The 17,424-nt window shown below is 45.9% G+C and carries 17 protein-coding genes and 1 other annotated feature; of the genes, 10 read left to right on the plus strand and 7 right to left on the minus strand.

The features are described 5' to 3' along the window. The first annotated feature begins 214 nt into the window (after nt 1-214). The gene (locus tag ELS82_RS00530; protein ID WP_134833729.1) at nt 215-1,168 is read left to right on the plus strand and encodes a M23 family metallopeptidase; all 954 of its coding nucleotides are present in this window, start codon (nt 215-217) and stop codon (nt 1,166-1,168) included. Further along, on the plus strand, nt 1,072-1,500 hold the full coding sequence (locus tag ELS82_RS00535; RefSeq protein ID WP_134833730.1) for a bactofilin family protein: 429 nt from the start codon (nt 1,072-1,074) through the stop codon (nt 1,498-1,500). Before ELS82_RS00530 ends, ELS82_RS00535 begins: the two co-directional genes overlap by 97 nt. A 129-nt stretch (nt 1,501-1,629) precedes the next feature. Here the strand turns inward: ELS82_RS00535 and rluB are convergent, their stop codons facing one another. The 3 genes from rluB to rnm all read right to left on the minus strand — a co-directional run bounded on the left by rluB (nt 1,630) and on the right by rnm (nt 4,198). Then, nucleotides 1,630-2,568, minus strand: a complete 939-nt coding sequence (gene rluB / locus ELS82_RS00540; protein WP_134833731.1) for a 23S rRNA pseudouridine(2605) synthase RluB — start codon at nt 2,566-2,568, stop codon at nt 1,630-1,632. A gap of 106 nt (nt 2,569-2,674) precedes the next feature. After that, on the minus strand, nt 2,675-3,295 hold the full coding sequence (locus ELS82_RS00545) for an L-threonylcarbamoyladenylate synthase (protein ID WP_134833732.1): 621 nt from the start codon (nt 3,293-3,295) through the stop codon (nt 2,675-2,677). Nucleotides 3,296-3,331: 36 nt separating this feature from the next. Further along, nucleotides 3,332-4,198 (minus strand): RNase RNM, encoded by an 867-nt coding sequence (rnm, locus tag ELS82_RS00550; RefSeq protein ID WP_134833733.1) that lies wholly within the window; start codon nt 4,196-4,198, stop codon nt 3,332-3,334. Nucleotides 4,199-4,280: 82 nt separating this feature from the next. On the opposite strand from rnm, the gene trpL2 reads away from it, so the two are divergent. From trpL2 to ELS82_RS00590, 8 genes are all read left to right on the plus strand, one after another. Next, nucleotides 4,281-4,406 carry a tryptophan operon leader peptide gene (trpL2, locus tag ELS82_RS00555; protein WP_004414369.1) on the plus strand — a complete coding sequence of 42 codons (126 nt, stop codon included), beginning with the start codon at nt 4,281-4,283 and terminating at the stop codon, nt 4,404-4,406. Beyond that, nucleotides 4,353-4,456, plus strand: a sequence feature (Trp leader region). (Overlaps the previous gene by 54 nt.) A gap of 128 nt (nt 4,457-4,584) precedes the next feature. Beyond that, complete coding sequence (locus ELS82_RS00560; protein ID WP_134833734.1) at nt 4,585-6,159, plus strand: anthranilate synthase component 1; 1,575 nt, start codon at nt 4,585-4,587, stop codon at nt 6,157-6,159. A gap of 12 nt (nt 6,160-6,171) precedes the next feature. Continuing rightward, nucleotides 6,172-6,762, plus strand: coding sequence for an aminodeoxychorismate/anthranilate synthase component II (locus tag ELS82_RS00565; protein ID WP_134833735.1), 591 nt, complete (start codon nt 6,172-6,174; stop codon nt 6,760-6,762). An 11-nt stretch (nt 6,763-6,773) separates the two neighbouring features. Next, nucleotides 6,774-7,772 (plus strand): anthranilate phosphoribosyltransferase, encoded by a 999-nt coding sequence (gene trpD, locus ELS82_RS00570; RefSeq protein WP_134833736.1) that lies wholly within the window; start codon nt 6,774-6,776, stop codon nt 7,770-7,772. Nucleotides 7,773-7,793: 21 nt separating this feature from the next. Beyond that, a complete protein-coding gene (gene trpCF / locus ELS82_RS00575; RefSeq protein WP_134833737.1) occupies nt 7,794-9,221 on the plus strand; it encodes a bifunctional indole-3-glycerol-phosphate synthase TrpC/phosphoribosylanthranilate isomerase TrpF in 1,428 nt (475 codons plus the stop codon). Between the two features lie 54 nt (nt 9,222-9,275). Further along, entirely contained in the window at nt 9,276-10,466 is a 1,191-nt protein-coding gene (trpB, locus tag ELS82_RS00580) for a tryptophan synthase subunit beta (RefSeq protein WP_134833738.1), read from the plus strand. After that, nucleotides 10,466-11,272 (plus strand): tryptophan synthase subunit alpha, encoded by an 807-nt coding sequence (gene trpA / locus ELS82_RS00585; RefSeq protein ID WP_134833739.1) that lies wholly within the window; start codon nt 10,466-10,468, stop codon nt 11,270-11,272. Before trpB ends, trpA begins: the two co-directional genes overlap by 1 nt. Before the next feature lie 338 nt (nt 11,273-11,610). After that, nucleotides 11,611-12,870, plus strand: coding sequence for a dicarboxylate/amino acid:cation symporter (locus ELS82_RS00590; protein WP_134833740.1), 1,260 nt, complete (start codon nt 11,611-11,613; stop codon nt 12,868-12,870). Between the two features lie 69 nt (nt 12,871-12,939). Here ELS82_RS00590 and ELS82_RS00595 read toward each other — a convergent pair whose 3' ends face one another. The 4 genes from ELS82_RS00595 to ELS82_RS00610 all read right to left on the minus strand — a co-directional run bounded on the left by ELS82_RS00595 (nt 12,940) and on the right by ELS82_RS00610 (nt 17,398). Continuing rightward, a complete protein-coding gene (locus ELS82_RS00595; protein WP_134833741.1) occupies nt 12,940-13,389 on the minus strand; it encodes a GNAT family N-acetyltransferase in 450 nt (149 codons plus the stop codon). Nucleotides 13,390-13,550: 161 nt separating this feature from the next. Further along, the gene (locus ELS82_RS00600) at nt 13,551-14,864 is read right to left on the minus strand and encodes an ABC1 kinase family protein (RefSeq protein ID WP_134833742.1); all 1,314 of its coding nucleotides are present in this window, start codon (nt 14,862-14,864) and stop codon (nt 13,551-13,553) included. Between the two features lie 53 nt (nt 14,865-14,917). Then, on the minus strand, nt 14,918-16,729 hold the full coding sequence (locus ELS82_RS00605; protein WP_134833743.1) for an ABC transporter ATP-binding protein/permease: 1,812 nt from the start codon (nt 16,727-16,729) through the stop codon (nt 14,918-14,920). Between the two features lie 171 nt (nt 16,730-16,900). Then, on the minus strand, nt 16,901-17,398 hold the full coding sequence (locus ELS82_RS00610) for an outer membrane beta-barrel protein (protein WP_134833744.1): 498 nt from the start codon (nt 17,396-17,398) through the stop codon (nt 16,901-16,903). Nucleotides 17,399-17,424 lie beyond the last annotated feature (26 nt).

The raw sequence follows: 17,424 nt of genomic DNA on the forward strand, positions 1-17,424 counted from the left end.
GCATTGCACCCTCTCAAAATTGACTCATTGCCCTATTCTGCAAAACAAACTTCTCGTAAGATTCAAGCGCGTAAATAACTTTTGTTGATAGTCTGAAAACAGCTCACGCCCTGACAATTCATTCGTGTGCAGCCCTAGCAGTAACGACCATTTTTCCTTACAGTCACAGTTATCAATAACGAAGAACAATTAAGTCAATGAATCAATAGACACCATGAAAGACCAATTAACGATTACTGTTTCGACTATCAATGGCTCCAAGCATTGGTATTTCAGCAAAGCGATGCAGCGTCACTTCAAAACCTGTTTAGTTGTGCTTGCACTGGCGATCACAGCAACCGTGTTTCTTATTGATCATCTCTACTCTCAAGTTGGAGATGCGATGTTAAAGCAATCAGAACTGGCTGAACATTCGCGAAATATTGGCCAAGAGCTAGATAGCTTGAAGACTCTCAAATCCGAACTCGAAAATGATTTGTCCGAGCGCGAAGAGCGCGTGCAATTGGTCTCGGAAAGATTGGTCGAGTTAGAAAAAGTACTGGGTGTCGCTAGCGAGAGCACCGAGCACAGTTTAGATGCTCGCCTAGATATCGCTGCCATCACCTCCAACGTCAGACTGGCGATGCTCAACCAAATTCCGAGCGGCTCTCCAGTCGGTGATGTCCGCCTTTCATCAGGCTTTGGTAAGCGTATTCACCCCGTAACCAAAACCAGCAAAATGCATAGAGGATTGGACTTTGCTGCCAATACAGGCACAAAGGTATACGCCCCAGCCGATGGCGTGGTCGAAGTGACTAGGCATAGCAATAAAGGCTCGGGCAACTTTTTACGTTTACAGCATTCATTCGGCTTTTCGAGCTCTTATTCACACTTAAAAGGGTTCAAAGTCAAAAGCGGTGAATTCGTCAGAAAAGGACAACTCATCGCAATCTCTGGCAATAGCGGGCTCTCTTCTGGTCCCCACCTTCACTATGAGGTGCGTTTTGTCGGAAGAGCACTAAATCCTAGGTCATTCGTTGACTGGAACCTGAATAATTTTGAAGAGATCTTTACTAAGGAGCGACAAATACGATGGGAATCTTTAATCGAGACCGTAGAACAGCGAGTAGCTCAGCAACTTCAACTATCATCGCCAAAGGATGTGCTGTTAGCGGAGAACTCAAGGTAGAAAGCGATATTCAGATTGATGGCATCGTAGAAGGTCAACTGCACGTAGACGGCACCTTAGTCGTTGCAGAAAGTGGCTGCGTGAAAGGAGAAATTTACGCTAAACAGCTTATCGTCAACGGTATTCTTGATGGCAACTGCTACGTGGAACGTGTTCAAGTACTATCAAAAGGGCGTGTTAGCGGTAAAATTTGGAGCAATAATTTAAGTATTGAGCCGGGTGGTAAATTCTTCGGAGAAGCGGCAGAGCTGCCTGAAAAAGAAGTAGTGAGCCTAAATAAACCATCGGCTGAAGGCCAAACTAAACCATTCTCAAGCCACAAAAGCGCCTAGCCTATCAGCGGTTCGATAGAACAGAATCAACCCGCTTAATTCAGTAATAATTTCTTAGAACTTCAGAAATAAAAAATCCGAGTGTTTTTCAACACTCGGATTTAGAATCTGCTTAGCTAAGAGTACTGTTTAGCGCTGCTTATTACGTGCGTTTGGTTTACCCGCACCTTTCTTAGGCTTACGGCGTGATGGGTTGTTACTACGACCACCACCGCTATTTACGCGCTCTTCGTGACGTTTAACTGCACGACGAATCTTCTGGCTACGAGAACGCTCACGCTTACGAGAAGTGTTCGCTTTGTTTTCATCAAGTAGCGTTTCTTTCTCTGGACGAAGTTCTACGAGTTCACGCAGGTAGTTCACTTCTTTCAGATCAAGTTCCATCCATCCACCACGAGGCAATTTCTTGTCTAGGTAGATATCACCGTAACGTACACGTTTCAGACGGCTTACTGTCGTATCTTGAGATTCCCAAAGACGACGGACTTCGCGGTTACGACCTTCGTTAATTGCAACATAGAAAGTGTGGTTCATACCATCACCGCCTGCGTAGACAACATCTTCGAAACGCGCCATACCATCTTCTAGCTCTACGCCACGTACTAGGTTCTTCACTTTCTGTTCAGTGACGTCACCAAAAACACGCACCAAGTATTCACGTTCAACTTGGCGGCTAGGGTGCATTAGACGGTTAGCAAGTTCACCATCCGTTGTAAACAGCAGTAGACCAGATGTGTTTGCATCTAGACGACCAACTGAGATCCAACGAGAACCACGGATTTTAGGTAGACGGTCAAATACAGTTCGGCGACCTTCAGGGTCATGACGAGTACACAATTCACCTTCCGGCTTGTAGTACGCAAGAACTCGACAAACCACCTCTTCCTGAGCTTTAGCAGAAACAGTATGACCATCGATACGCACAACGGCGTTTTCATCTTCTAGTCGTTCACCAAGCTTAGCTACAACACCGTTCACACTCACGCGACCCGCTTTAATTAAAGCTTCCAGTTCGCGACGAGAGCCATGACCAGCTCGAGCTAATACTTTCTGTAATTTTTCGTTCATTTATCTACCTATGTGTCGTCTTCTCAGACGTCGAATAAACAAGTGCGACCCAAAATCGCGGCCGCACATTATGGCAAAAACTGTGGAGGAAATCACTAACTTTTGATTACTCAAAAGGGGCTGGATCACCGGAACCTAAACGAGCTACTTTAGGTTCTTCATCACTAAAATCGATGACTGTCGTTGGCTGTTCGCCTAGGTAGCCGCCGTTCAAAATACAGTCAACAGCGTGCTCTAGTTTATCGCGGATATCTTCAGGGTCTGACTCAGTGATGTCGTTACCCGGCAAGATAAGCGACGTCGACATTAGAGGCTCACCCAGTGCTTCTAACAAATCCAAAGCAATACGGTTATCCGGCACACGAATACCAATCGTCTTGCGCTTTGAATTCATCAAACGACGTGGCACTTCTTTAGTCCCTTTAAAGATAAAAGTGTAAGGACCTGGAGTGTTGTTTTTCAGTAGACGAAATGCGCCATTATCAACACGTGCATAAAGTGACAACTCAGAAAGGTCACGGCATAGTAGCGTGAAGTTATGCTTGTCATCTAAACGGCGAATTTGACAAATTCTTTCTAGCGCCTGCTTGTTCTCAAGCTGACAGCCTAGGGCATAGCCTGAGTCGGTTGGGTAAACCACTACCCCACCATTACGTATGATTGCTACAGCTTGGGTGATCAAGCGAGCCTGTGGGTTTTCTGGGTGAACGTAAAAAAACTGGCTCATTGTAATTCCTCAATATCGAGTCTCACGACTCTATAGTTAATTGGTATTGATTGAATCTGATTTAGAAGGCTCAATACCCCAATCTTTCCATACCGCTTCGACACCTGACGGTAACCAAAGGTTTCGTCCTAGCTCCATCCACGGTGACGGATAATGAAAGTCACTGCCTTGTGAGGCTAATAGTTTGTATTGTATAGCATAATCAGCCAAGTTGCGTCTTTCTTGTTGTCCTTGTTGAGGTTGAGCAACTTCCATCGCATCTCCACCAGCTTCAACAAAAGCCGCCAATAGACGCTTGATCCATTTGGCGGTCAAATCGTAACGCGCAGGATGAGCTAAAACGGCTTGCCCTCCAGCCGCGTGGATCGCATCAACCGCATCTTTCATTGAACACCATGTCGGTGGCACATAGCCTGGATTATTACGCGTTAAGTACTTTTTAAATACCTGCTGCATGGTCTTGGCATAACCATTGTCAACTAACCACTTAGCAAAGTGGGCGCGAGTCACTGGCGCATCTCCAGCAATGAGTTTTACCTCGGCTAACACCCCTTCTCTGGTCGCTTTTTCCAGACGCTGGGCGATCAGCTCTGCACGAGATTCACGATGACTTTTCTGTTGGTCGATAAGAGACAGCAACGCATCGTTTGTCGGGTCGATATTTAGACCAACGATATGAATGTCTTTATTCTGCCAAACCGTTGAGATCTCAATACCATTAATCAATTTGATTGGTAGTTCATTGTCATGAATGTACTGATGCGCCAAATCCAAACCATCGACCGTATCATGATCAGTAATAGCTAAAACTTCGAGGTTAAAGCTTAGTGCTCTATCAATAAGTTCATTCGGAGGTAATCGTCCATCAGAGGCGGTAGTGTGGCTATGTAAATCAATTCTCATAATTTTGTTTTTTTAGTTGACTTTTTACCTCTGCACTAGTTAACTAGTACACAAATACGAAGTACCTGAATTTGGGCTCATTATGTTACAAGACATCAACCTAAAGCAAAACGCAAAAGTTAACGCTGATACGATTAATCGTAGTTCAGCTGACCTTGCTTGGTGGCGCACTTGGACAAGTTCTTGGTGGGCTAACGTGTACTTCTAAATTATAGATTTCATGTATATCAAGCCCGCTACCATAGCGGGCTTTTTGTTTTGTTGTCTGCCTCACACCTAAGTGCTTAAACAATCACCAGATTTGACCAAATCTTAATTGGGAGAACGTTTGCTTTATGCGACTATGTACGGCAGGAAGAAAAATTATTAAGAGAAAAGGAGGTCTTGTGAACAAGGCCATTAATATTCAAAAGCTAGGTAACCTTGAGCTCATTCGCACAACCGCGCCTTACGCTCAGGATCCAACGCAATTGTTCCATACTCTATGCGAGAACAAGACGGATAGCCTGTTGCTAGAATCGGCCGAGATCGATTCAAAGCAAGATCTTCAAAGCTTACTGATTGTTGATTCAGCAGTACGTATCGTATGTTTTGGTCACACTGTCACTATGACCGCGCTGACTGAAAACGGTAAGCACCTACTTTCTCACTTAACTCATAACATTAACGACGGTATTGAACACCGCTTTGACGGAACGGAGCTTGTTCTAGAGTACACATCTCCTTGCGATACCCTTGATGAAGATTCACGACTGCGTGAAGCCTCTTCCTTTGATGCACTAAGACTGATTCAGCACAGCTTCCATATTGAAGGGCTGCACAAGCATGCGATATTTATCGGTGGTCTTTTCGCTTACGATCTTGTGGCCAATTTTGAGCCATTAGGTCACGCGCAGGCAACCAATCAATGCCCAGATTACGTATTCTATGTCGCTGAGACTCTGTTAGTTGTCGATCACCAAAAACAGAGCTGTGACTTGCAAGCAGCACTGTTTGCTAATGACCAACAAAAGCCAACACTTGAAGCACGTTTAGAAGAAATACGCCTAGCTTGTACAGCACTGAAGCAGTTACCAAATGCAACCCCTGTAGCAGATACCAGCGCAGTACCTAGTGTTTCGGATGAAGACTTCTGTCAAACCGTACGTGACTTAAAACAGTACGTAGTTAAGGGCGATGTATTTCAAGTCGTACCATCGCGCCGCTTTACCTTACCGTGCCCTTTTCCTCTCGCGGCATATAAAGAACTGAAGCAGTCAAACCCAAGTCCTTACATGTTCTACATGCAAGATGAACTGTTTACTCTGTTTGGCGCTTCACCTGAAAGTGCACTTAAGTACGAAACTCATACCAACCAAGTTGAAATCTACCCTATTGCCGGTACTCGCCGCCGTGGCAAACGCCCAAATGGTGACATTGATTTCGATCTCGATTGCCGCATTGAACTAGAACTTCGTACCGACAAAAAAGAAAACGCCGAGCACATGATGCTGGTTGACTTAGCACGTAACGATGTCGCTCGTATTTCTGAAGCCGGGACCCGCCATGTGGCTGACCTACTTAAGGTTGACCGCTACAGCCACGTGATGCACTTGGTTTCTCGCGTGGTTGGCCAACTACGTAACGACCTAGATGCCCTACATGCTTATCAAGCTTGTATGAACATGGGCACGCTAACCGGCGCACCTAAGATTCGCGCAATGCAGCTGATTCGCGATGTAGAAGGAGCACGTCGTGGCAGCTACGGCGGCGCAGTTGGTTACCTAACTGGTGAAGGGACATTAGATACCTGTATCGTGATTCGCTCAGCGTATGTAGAAAACGGCATTGCTCAAGTACAAGCTGGCGCTGGCGTGGTGTTTGATTCTGACCCGCAAGCGGAAGCAGATGAAACGCGCGGTAAAGCTCAGGCTGTGATCTCTGCGATTCAAGCGGCTCATCAGCCAATTCAAAATAAGTAATAGGTGGAAGAGATGGCGAATATCCTATTTATCGATAACTTTGACTCTTTCACTTACAACCTAGTTGATCAATTTCGCTCCCTAGGTCATGAAGTCAAAATTTATCGCAACAATATTGCCGCTGACACGATTGAGTCAGCGGTTAAACAGCTAGAAAACCCTGTCGTCTTATTATCGCCAGGTCCTGGTGCACCTGCTGACGCTGGCTCGATGCCGGAGATCATTCAGCGCTTAAAAGGCAAAGTACCAATGATTGGTATCTGTCTCGGTCATCAAGCAATTGTTGAAGCGTATGGCGGTACCGTTGCTGGCGCTGGTGAAATCATCCACGGTAAAGTGTCGATGATGGAACACCAAAATCATGCGACCTATGCTCAATTGCCTTCTCCACTTGCAATTGCACGTTACCACTCATTAGTCGCAACTCATGTCCCAGAATCGCTAACCATCACAGCTGAAGTTGATGACCTAGTGATGTCTGTAGTACAAGAAGAAGACAAAGTGTGTGGATTCCAATTCCACCCAGAATCGATTATGACCACCTACGGCGCGACCTTATTGGCCAATGCGATTGAGTGGGCTCTAAAGAAGAACGACAAATAAGGAATAACGTCATGGAACAGATTATTAATAAACTTTACGAGCAGCAGTCACTCACTCAAGAAGAGAGCCAACAGCTATTTGATGTCATCATTCGTGGTGAGCTAGATCCAATCCTAATGGCCTCTGCGTTAACGGCGCTAAAAATCAAAGGTGAAACCCCAGACGAAATTGCGGGTGCAGCAAAAGCACTGTTAGCAAATGCTAATCCTTTCCCACGCCCGGATTATGATTTCGCTGATATCGTCGGTACGGGTGGTGATGGTCATAACACGATTAATATTTCAACGACGGCCGCGTTTGTCGCTGCAGCTTGTGGCCTAAAAGTCGCTAAACACGGCAACCGCAGTGTATCGAGCAAATCCGGCAGTTCTGACTTACTGGATTCTTTCGGTATTAACCTAGCAATGAGTGCAGAAGATACTCGTACAGCCGTCGATGAGATCGGCGTGGCTTTCTTATTCGCGCCGCAGTACCACGGTGGTGTTCGTCATGCGATGCCTGTACGTCAAACTATGAAGACGCGTACGATTTTCAACATCTTAGGCCCATTGATTAACCCAGCGCGTCCAAACATCGAACTGATGGGTGTGTACTCGCAAGAGCTTGTGCGCCCTATCGCAGAAACCATGCTGCAAATGGGAATGAAGCGCGCGGCCGTGGTACACGGTAGTGGTTTAGATGAAGTCGCGATTCACGGTGATACCACAGTCGCTGAAATCAAAGACGGTGAGATTATTGAGTACACCCTAACCCCTGCGGACTTCGGTTTAGAGTCTCATCCACTTGAAGCGATTAAAGGTGGCGATCCAGAAGAGAACAAAGCGATCATCACAAACATGCTAACGGGTAAAGGGACAGATGCTCAGCTTGGCGCAGTTGCTGCCAATGTTGCCCTGCTAATGCGCTTATTCGGCCATGAAGATCTTAAAGCCAATACCCAGCAAGCCATCGACGCTATGAATTCAGGTAAAGCTTACGAGCTTGTCAAAAAACTTGCCGCGCACGCGTAACCCAGAGCAAAAGGAAACATCATGACTGAGGTTAAAAATAAGCTATCCGAGCACGTTTCAGTAAAAGAAGCTGAAATGGCTGAAGTATTGGCAAAAATTGTCACAGATAAGTATCAATGGGTAGCCGAGCGCAAAGAGCAACAGCCACTTGATACATTTAAGGGCGAGCTGACCGCTTCTGATCGTAGCTTCTACGATGCTCTTAACAGCCAAAACACGGTATTCATTACTGAGTGTAAAAAAGCATCTCCTTCGAAAGGTCTGATCCGAGATGACTTCGATTTAGATTACATTGCGTCGGTATACAACAATCACGCAAATGCGATTTCAGTGCTGACCGACGAGAAATATTTCCAAGGTAGCTTTGAGTTCTTACCTCAAGTTAGAAAACAAGCGAAGCAACCTATCCTGTGTAAAGACTTTATGGTTGATAGCTACCAAGTTTACTTGGCGCGCCACTACCAAGCGGATGCAATCCTGCTGATGCTATCTGTACTCGACGACCAAGAGTATGCACAACTTGCTGAAGTTGCCCACTCGCTTGAAATGGGTGTGTTGACTGAAATCAGTAATGAAGAAGAACTGCATCGCGCCGTTAAGTTAGGTGCCAAGGTTATCGGTATTAATAACCGTAACCTGCGTGACCTTTCGACTGACCTAAATCGTACCAAAGAGCTTGCGCCAACCATTCGCGAGCTAGCGCCTGAAGCAACCATCATTTCAGAGTCTGGCATCTACACGCATCAGCAAGTCAGAGATCTGGCAACATTTGCGGATGGCTTCCTTATCGGTAGTTCACTGATGGCTGAAGACAACTTAGAACTTGCAGTACGTAAAGTGACATTAGGTGAGAATAAGGTATGCGGCCTGACTCACCCAGATGATGCCGCTAAGGTATATAAAGCAGGTGCTATCTTTGGTGGTTTGATTTTCGTTGAAGCCTCTAAACGCTTCGTTAACCTAGAAGAAGCGCGCTTAACCATGAGCGGCGCACCGCTAAAGTACATTGGTGTGTTCCAAAACCACTCCATCGAGCATATCGCAGACACTACCGAGCAACTTGGCCTAACTGGCGTGCAACTGCACGGCGACGAAGACCAAGCGTTTGTTTCTGAGCTCAAGTCTAAGATTCCAGAGCAGGTAGAGATTTGGAAAGCGTATGGCGTTAGCGAATCTATGCCAACGCTGATTGCTGAGCATATCGACCGTCACTTATTGGACACTAAAGTTGGTAAACAAGTCGGCGGTACAGGCCTTGTATTTGATTGGTCACTGATTGGCGACCCATCTAAGGTGATGCTGGCAGGTGGAATTACTCCGTTCAACGCCCAAAAAGCTTCAGAGCAGGGTTGTCTGGGTTTAGACCTAAACTCCGGCGTTGAGTCTTCTCCAGGTAAGAAAGACGCAGAAAAACTTGAACAAGCTTTTGCAGCAATTCGAAACTACTAATTATTTGTAGCGTGAGTGATAACTGGCGCTATCCCAAAATGAAGGATTTACACCATGGCTAAATTAGATGCCTACTTCGGCGAATACGGTGGTCAGTATGTACCACAGATTCTTGTCCCTGCTCTTGAGCAACTAGAGCAAGCCTTTATTGACGCGCAGGAAGACCCAGAGTTTCGTAGCGAGTTTATGACTCTGCTGCAAGAGTACGCAGGCCGCCCTACCGCGCTAACATTGACTCGTAACCTAACTAAAGGTACGAAAACCAAACTGTACCTGAAACGTGAAGACCTTCTTCACGGTGGTGCGCACAAAACTAACCAAGTATTAGGCCAAGCTCTGCTCGCCAAGCGTATGGGTAAAGAAGAGATCATCGCTGAAACTGGCGCGGGTCAACATGGCGTGGCTACTGCGCTGGCGTGTGCCCTACTTGGTCTTAAATGCCGTGTATACATGGGTGCAAAAGACGTTGAGCGTCAAAGCCCGAACGTATTCCGTATGAAACTAATGGGTGCAGAGGTTATCCCTGTACACTCTGGCTCTGCAACACTCAAAGATGCTTGTAACGAAGCTCTGCGTGACTGGTCAGCAACTTACGAAGACGCTCACTACCTATTAGGTACAGCAGCAGGTCCTCACCCATTCCCAACTATTGTTCGTGATTTCCAACGCATGATCGGTGAAGAGACTAAGAACCAAATTCTGGCACGTGAAGGTCGCCTACCTGACGCAGTGATCGCCTGTGTGGGTGGTGGTTCAAATGCCATCGGCATGTTCGCAGACTTCATTGAAGAAGAGACCGTTCGCCTAATCGGTGTTGAGCCAGCAGGTAAAGGTATCGATACCGACCAACACGGCGCTCCGCTGAAACACGGTAAAACCGGCATCTTCTTTGGTATGAAAGCACCATTGATGCAAGATGAAAATGGTCAGGTTGAAGAGTCTTACTCTGTATCAGCTGGTCTCGATTTCCCATCAGTTGGTCCACAGCACGCGCACCTTAACGCAATTGGTCGCGCTGAATACGACAACGTCACCGATGATGAAGCGCTGGATGCATTCCAAGAGCTAGCGCGTAGCGAAGGTATCATCCCTGCTCTTGAGTCATCTCACGCTCTTGCACACGCACTACGTATGGCTCGTGAAAACCCAGAGAAAGAACAACTACTGGTGGTTAACCTATCTGGTCGCGGCGACAAAGACATCTTTACTGTACATGACATTCTGCAACAAAAAGGAGCGATCTAATGAACCGTTATGAAAAGCTATTCGCGAGCCTAAACGATAAAAATCAAGGTGCTTTCGTTCCGTTCGTAACAGTTTGCGATCCGAATCCTGAGCAGTCTCTAAAAATCATGGAAACCTTGGTTGAAGCTGGCGCTGACGCCCTAGAACTTGGTATTCCGTTTTCAGACCCATTAGCGGATGGCCCAACGATTCAGGGTGCGAACATTCGTGCACTGGATTCTAGCGCGACTCCTGATATTTGTTTTGATCTGATTAGCCAAATTCGCGCTAAGTACCCAGACCTTCCGATTGGTCTGCTCATGTACGCCAACCTTGTTTACTCTCGTGGCATTGATAACTTCTACGAGCGCTGCGCCAAAGCAGGTATCGACTCAGTTCTTATTGCGGACGTTCCGACTAACGAGAGTGAAGAGTTTGTTGCAGCGGCGAGAAAGCATAATGTTGAGCCAATCTTTATTGCGCCGCCAACCGCTTCTGACGAAACTCTAGACCAAGTGGCAAAACTGGGTGGTGGATACACTTACCTACTTTCACGTGCCGGTGTAACTGGTGCAGAAACCAAAGCCAACATGCCAGTCAGCACGCTACTTGACCGCCTAAATCAGTTTGATGCTCCACCAGCGCTACTGGGCTTTGGTATCTCTGAACCAGAGCAAGTAAAACAAGCTATTGATGCCGGTGCAGCAGGCGCAATTTCCGGCTCTGCCGTTGTGAAAATCATCGAAAACAATGTCGAGCAGCCAGAGAATATGTTACAGCAGCTCGAAAACTTTGTTTCATCGATGAAGGCTGCGACACAAAAGTAACGTGTTAGCCATCTAAACTTCTATGAGATCGATTTCTTAATACCGCAAGAAATCGATCTTTTTATTAACATTCACCCCACCATTCCCATCATTGAAATTCCGAATAGATCTATAAACTAAAATACACATCAGAGTTATAACCCACCAAGCAAACGTTTGCTATTGAGCAAAAAATTGTCACTTATCAACAAATGTGTTTTTAAATTCCTCTATTACTACTGACACGTATTGCTAATTGTAAAATTTAAGTGTAAAAAGCGAGACGAAATTATTAACCATGTTCGAGTTTTAACTCAGATGGTAATTCTGGATTTTTAAATTTTATTAGCACAGAGGTTATGGAAGTGTTAAAAGAAAAGAGTTTGCTAAGCAATATTGGTGTACAAGTTGTCATCGCCATGATTATCGGTACTGCCGTTGGTGCCTTCATGGGCGAGAGCGCAACCATGTTCGCTCCTCTAGGTGCGATCTTTATCAACCTAATTAAAATGCTGGTTATCCCATTGGTAGCCGTTGCACTGATTTCTGGTGCTGCTGGCTTGGGTAATAGCCAATCAGCTGGTAAAGTTGGTGTGGTGACTTTGGGCTACTTCGGCCTAACGTCTGCACTAGCAGTAGCACTAGCCCTATTTATGGGTGAAGTATTCAAGCCTGGCATGGGCATCGACGTCTCTGGTGTCGAGGGCATGTTCTCAGTTGAATACGCTTCAAAAGGTGAACTTCCTACTTTCTGGGCGACCATCACTGGTATGATCCCAACCAACGTTTTCCAATCACTGAATGAAGCAAACATCCTACAGATCCTAGTATTCTGTATGTTCTTTGGTATTGCGATTTCTAAGCAAGCGAAAGAAAAACGTGAGCCAATCATCAACGGTGTAAACGCTATCGTTGACGCTATGGTTTGGATGATCAACAAAGTAATGATCATTGCACCAATCGGCGTATTCGGTCTAATGGCTGAAGCGGTTGGTACGTTTGGTTTTGGCGCACTAATGGTGGTGTTCAAGCTATTCGTTGTTTACGTTGCTGCGATTCTTATCTTCGGTTTTATTGCTTACCCTCTAATGGTGCACATCTTCACTAAGACTTCTGCGAAGAAGTTCCTAGTTGCAATGAAGAAACCTCAAGCGGTTGCACTATCAACAGCGTCATCTATGGCAACTCTACCAGTAACACTTGATACCGTTGAGCACGAGCTAGGTGTTAAGAACTCTACGGCGTCGTTCGTTCTTCCTCTAGGTGCAACCATCAACATGAGCGGTAACGCAATCTACTACGGTTTGGTTGCTATCTTCTTTGCTCAGCTATTCAACATTGACCTAGGTATGGGCGCTTACGTAGCGATCATTGTAACCTCTACGCTAGGTGCTGTAGGTCAAGCAGGTGTTCCTGGTCCTTCATTCCTAGTCGTTGCAGTACTTCTAGCGGCTGGTATTCCAATCGAAGGTCTACCGCTACTGTTTGCTCTTGACCGTATCTTCGACATGATTCGTACAGCACTAAACATCACTGGTGATGCAGCGTGTGCGGTTATCGTTGACTCGCTAATCGAAGACGAAGCAAAAGAAGCTGAGCTACAAAAACAACAAGCTTAAATACTCTTTGCTCTAGACAGACAAAAGCCACTCAATCGAGTGGCTTTTCTAATGATTGGAAACCTCAATCTACACGCTCAAAAAATAGCTTAGGTAAGCCGTCTCCTTTTTATAGCCTAATGATTCATAAAGGCTTTGAGCGATAACATTGTCATTGGCCGTTTCTAAACTAAGACCATTCGCGCCGGTTTCTATCGCATGCTGGGTAGCGGCATTCATCAATGCTCTGCCTACTCCCCCCGAACGGCCACTCTCAGTCACAAACAGATCGTTTAAAATCCAACTACGCTGTGCTGAAACTGACGAGAAGGTCGGATAAAGCTGGGTAAAGCCTACCGCTTCGCCATCAGCATTCACTGCTAGAAATACAACTGACTCTTCATTACAAAGTCTTTCGTTGATGTAGTGATGAGCGAGTTTAAGGTCACTCTCTTGACCATAAAAAACTCGATACTGGTTGAATAGGTCGGCAACCAAGTCTAGTTGTTCGACGGTGGCTCTAATGATGTTAGTAGTCAATGGTGTTCTCACATTCCTTGTTTTGAATACTTTAGATAGTGTCAATCGACCCAATAAATCTCAACGTCTAAATTAAACTTTAAAAGGCATGTCTCAAAGCTAAGCCTTTGATCTTTATATCGTCTAAGTAATCAGGTGAAACACGCTCTAGATAGATCCCTTTAGACCTGTAAGTAAGGCGTGGCTAATTGATGGATATTGACTTTTGCGCCTAAACGGGCAGCCAGTAAATACATACCACCAATCTTGCGGTGTAAAAACAGTGCATCAGCTGGAGGTGTGTGCCAGTAGTCTTGCTCCATACTTAATATCGTTCCGGCTTCTCTTAAACGCATAGCTAAGCCACTGGCTCTGAAATCATACTCTTCATCCACCAGCATAGGCTCACAGGCAAGTTTAACCAAGTTGAGAATGGCTCGGCGCTGCTCCGGTAAAATGTCCTGGCTGAAAAAACCGATTTGTTCTAAGGCATCGTTCAAGCCCGACTCGCTTCCCTGCACCACCGATGAAAAAGCCTTACGATATCCGTCACTGAACCTGTCGCTGTATTCTCGTGTAGCACCAAAGTCGAGTAAACCAATCTGCTTACTCTCTGGCATGTAAAGGTAGTTAGCGAAATTAGGGTCAGTCTGAACCATTTTGAAGTCAAACAACTCTCTGAACATCAACTCAAGCAAACGGTGCATGACAAGGTCACGGTCAGGCTGCGCTAACGTTTCTACATTCTCTATTGAAATACCTTCAAGGAAATCCATCGCTAAGACAGATTCGGAGGTTATGTCAGTATGAATATTAGGTACCACAAAGTGATCCGTGTTTTGCAAAGCTTGATAATAACGTTGTGCAAAGTTCGCTTCACGCTGGTAATCCGCTTCATCATGTAGCTGTTTTTTCGCTTCTTCGAGTAAGCCCTTATAATCAACAGACTCTGGAATCAGGCCAACGATACTTAGCAATGTCCCCACGTTATCGACATCACTATTGATGCTTTTTCTGATTCCCGGATACTGAACTTTCACCGCCAGCTTTTCACCATCATCATTATAGGCTTGGTGAACCTGACCAATAGAGGCGCTGGCTACTGGCTTAAAGTTGAAAGCAGCAAACTGAAGCTTCCAATCCGCCCCTAACGCACCTTCTAATACCTGATTAAGCTGCTTTGCGGGTAGCGGGTCGGCATCTGAGCGAAGCCTAGCGAGAATATCCGCGAGTTCTGGCTCAAGAACGTCACCAGCATCCATGGATAGCATTTGGCCCAACTTCATCGCCGCTCCACGTAAGTGTGCCAGTTGTTCGGTGAGTCTTGAGATATTCGCTGGTGTCAGAATCAGATCTTTCGCCTTAGGCCTTTGACCCTTTGCTAACTGCTTAGTCCCTTCTGTTAAAACGTTACCTGCAACACGAGTGGCCAGCGACGCAAGCTTCCCGAAGCGGGAGATTCGATGGGTAGGTATGTTTTTCTGTTTTGTCGACATGAACTATCTCTTTAATGATTCACACTTGTATACGTTCAACAGACTACTTTGGCTTAACTAGCAACGATTTGTTCTCCGTTAAGGTGCTTAAATTGAAGTTCAACTAAGCGTTGATACAGCTCGCAACTGCCCATCAACTGTTGATGGTTACCAACATCCACCAGCTTTCCGTGGTCAAAGACTGCGATCTTGTCAGCATGTTGGATAGTAGAGAGTCGGTGTGCAATGATAATGGTAGTTCGATTGCGCATAAGCTCATCTAACGCTTGTTGGACATGATGCTCGCTTTCACTATCTAGCGCACTGGTCGCCTCATCAAGCAATAAGATACTTGGATCTTTTAGGATGGCTCTCGCAATGGCAATACGTTGGCGTTGCCCACCAGATAGGCGTACGCCTCGCTCTCCTAAAAAGCTCTGATAACCTTCCGGCAGTTTCATAATAAAATCATGGGCGTGTGCTTTCTTCGCTGCCTCAATGACTTGCTCGTCGGTAGCATCAGGGTTTCCGTAACGAATATTGTAGAAGACATCATTACTAAACAAAGCAGGTTGCTGAGGAACAAGCGCCATCTGTTCACGAAGTTCACTTGGCGCAAAGTTTCGCACGTCAACACCGCCATACGTCACAGCTCCCTGCTGCGGGTCATAGAAGCGCTGTAACAACTCAAACAGAGTACTTTTGCCTGCCCCAGAAGGCCCAACCAACGCCAGTACTTTGCCTTCTTCGGCTTGTAAGGTTAACTGCTCTAAAGCGGGAGTATCTGGTCGTGAGGGATAATGAAACGTCACATCATTGAAACTGACTTCGGCAGTCAAAGTTGACGACGGTCTGGTCGACACATTAGGCGCGACAATGGCACTTTTGACCTGAAGGATTTCGACCAATCGCTCGGTTGCTCCGGCCGCTCTTTGCAGTTCTCCCATCACCTCAGAAATCGTCGCTAATGAAGAGGCAACCATAATCGCATAGAAGACAAAGGCACCTAAGTCACCCGCTGACATTGTGCCGTTAATGACGTCACTGCCACCAACCCACAACATTCCAGAAATCGCACTGAAGACGATAACAATCACACCCGAAATCAAAATCGCGCGTTGCTTTACCCGTTTACGGCCAATGTCATACGCTTTCTCTACCTCTTGAGAGAAGTGGCTTTTCTCCTCAGCTTCTCGGCTATAACTTTGTACAGTTTTAATATGTTCTATCGCTTCACCAGCATAGCTACCCACATCAGCCATAGAGTCTTGGCTTTGGCGTGACAGAGCTCGAACTCTGCGGCCGTAAAACAGAATAGGTACCAAAACGAAAGGCACTGAAGCCAACACGATGAGGGTCAATTTGATGTTGGTGGCGAACAGCATAATGATAGCGCCAACACACATTAGAGCGCTGCGCATCGCCATCGAGAAAGAGGAACCAATGATACTTTGCAGTAAAGTGGTATCTGTGGTTATGCGAGACATGATGTCGCCGCTACCATTGGTCTCAAAATAACTTGGGTGGAGCGTGACGATATGGTTAAACACGGCCAGCCTTATATCAGCACTGACTCGCTCTCCCACTGACGACACTAAATAGAAGCGAAAGAATGTACCGATTGAGATAAGAACGGTAACGATCAGAATAAAACCAATCGCACTACCGAGCTCAGATGTTGATTGCTGAGCAAAGCCTTGGTCGATCAGTATTCTCACACCATGGCCAACGGTAAGCGTCAATGAAGCCGTAAAGATCAGAGCAACGAGTGCTGCACCAACTTTTACTCGGTAAGGCTTAATGAACTTTAGTAGCTCAAAAAGGATTCCAAGGTTCTTCTTGGTGACTTGGGGATTATCTGATTCGAGATTTGATGCTGATTGCATTTAGATACCTTTTCACCATACGTTAGCGCTCTAACATAAGTTATTGGGGCATATATAACTTTCGCAAGTCGTATGGGTGAATAGTGTGCGTTGTGATACACCGACTAGCGATCAGTAACCACAAAAAAGCCCGACCGAAGTCAGGCTTTTTAAATCACAACCGCGAATTCATTATAGGAAGTGGAATGTCGCGTTTAGAGAGAAGTTCTTCACGTCTTCTTCTTTCATAGAGAATACGTTGTAGCTAGCGCCTAGAGAGATAGGGCCCATTACGAAGTACTCAGCACCAACACCGTACATCATGTCGACTTCGTCTTCTTTGAAGCTACCGCCCTTTTCGTTTAGCTCGTAAGAGTGAAGACCTGCTTTTGCGTATACGTGCAGAGGACCAAAATCAATGCTTGGTTTCGCTGCGAAGTAAACTGCTGAACCTTCTAGATCACGCACTACACCACCGTAGTTAACGTTGTCGAAATCGCCAAAGTTTTGGTAACCCGCTTCTAGACCAATGAAAGGAAGAATACCTGTACCAACGTGTACGTTGTATGACGTTGATGATTCATTGCCCAGATCCGCCTGACCTACACTTGCGCTACCGTAAATCCAAGAATCAGCAGAAGCTGTAGCTGATGCGCCGATTAGAGCTAGCGCTAGTAGTGTCTTTTTCATAATAAACCTTCTCTAGTTATTTAAAA

It is taken from the genome of Vibrio ouci (assembly GCF_004551525.1).
Lineage (GTDB): Bacteria > Pseudomonadota > Gammaproteobacteria > Enterobacterales > Vibrionaceae > Vibrio > Vibrio ouci.